This is a genomic window from Protofrankia sp. CiT1 (genome assembly GCF_917627335.1).
Classification (GTDB): domain Bacteria; phylum Actinomycetota; class Actinomycetes; order Frankiales; family Frankiaceae; genus Protofrankia.
In genome coordinates, this window is the sequence record NZ_CAKJTP010000258.1 from 3,603 (window position 1) to 4,241 (window position 639).

At 66.0% G+C, this 639-nt stretch carries 1 protein-coding gene; it reads left to right on the forward strand.

Annotated elements, in window-relative coordinates; all coding sequences use genetic code 11:
• A partial coding sequence (locus MJ785_RS21075) for an IS3 family transposase (protein WP_239382534.1) occupies positions 1-639 on the forward strand: 639 nt, incomplete at both ends.

Below are 639 nucleotides of genomic sequence, written 5' to 3' on the forward strand. Positions count from 1 at the left end.
CGGGGTCGAGCCGATCTGCGACGTGTTACAGGTCGCCCCGTCAACCTACTATGCCGCGAAAAACAGGCCGCCGTCGGCCCGTGCGCAACGCGACGCCGAACTCCTCGTGGAAATCAGACGCGTGTGGAAGGAGAACTACGAGGTGTACGGGGCACGGAAGGTGTGGCGTCAGCTCAACCGGGAAGGGATCACGGTGGCGCGCTGCACGGTCGAGCGTCTGATGCGCGACGCGAGGCTGGTCGGCGCGCTGCGCGGCGGCAGGCCCCGCACGACCCGCGTCGACCCAAGCGCTCCGAGACCGAAGGACCTGGTGGACCTGCAGTTCACCGCGGACCGGCCGAACGCTCTGTGGGTCGCCGACATAACCTACATTCCGACCTGGGACGGAATGGTGTACGCGGCGTTCGTGACCGATGTGTACTCCCGGAAAATCGTCGGGTGGCGGCTCGACACCAATATGCGGACCGGCCTCCCCCTCGACGCTCTGGAAATGGCCATCTGGGGCCGCAAGGACGAACCGTTGGACGGGCTCGTGCATCATTCTGACCGAGGTTCGCAGTACACGTCAATCCGCTACACCGAGCGACTCGTTGAAGCCGGCGCCACGCCGTCCGTCGGGAGCGTCGGCGATCCGTACGA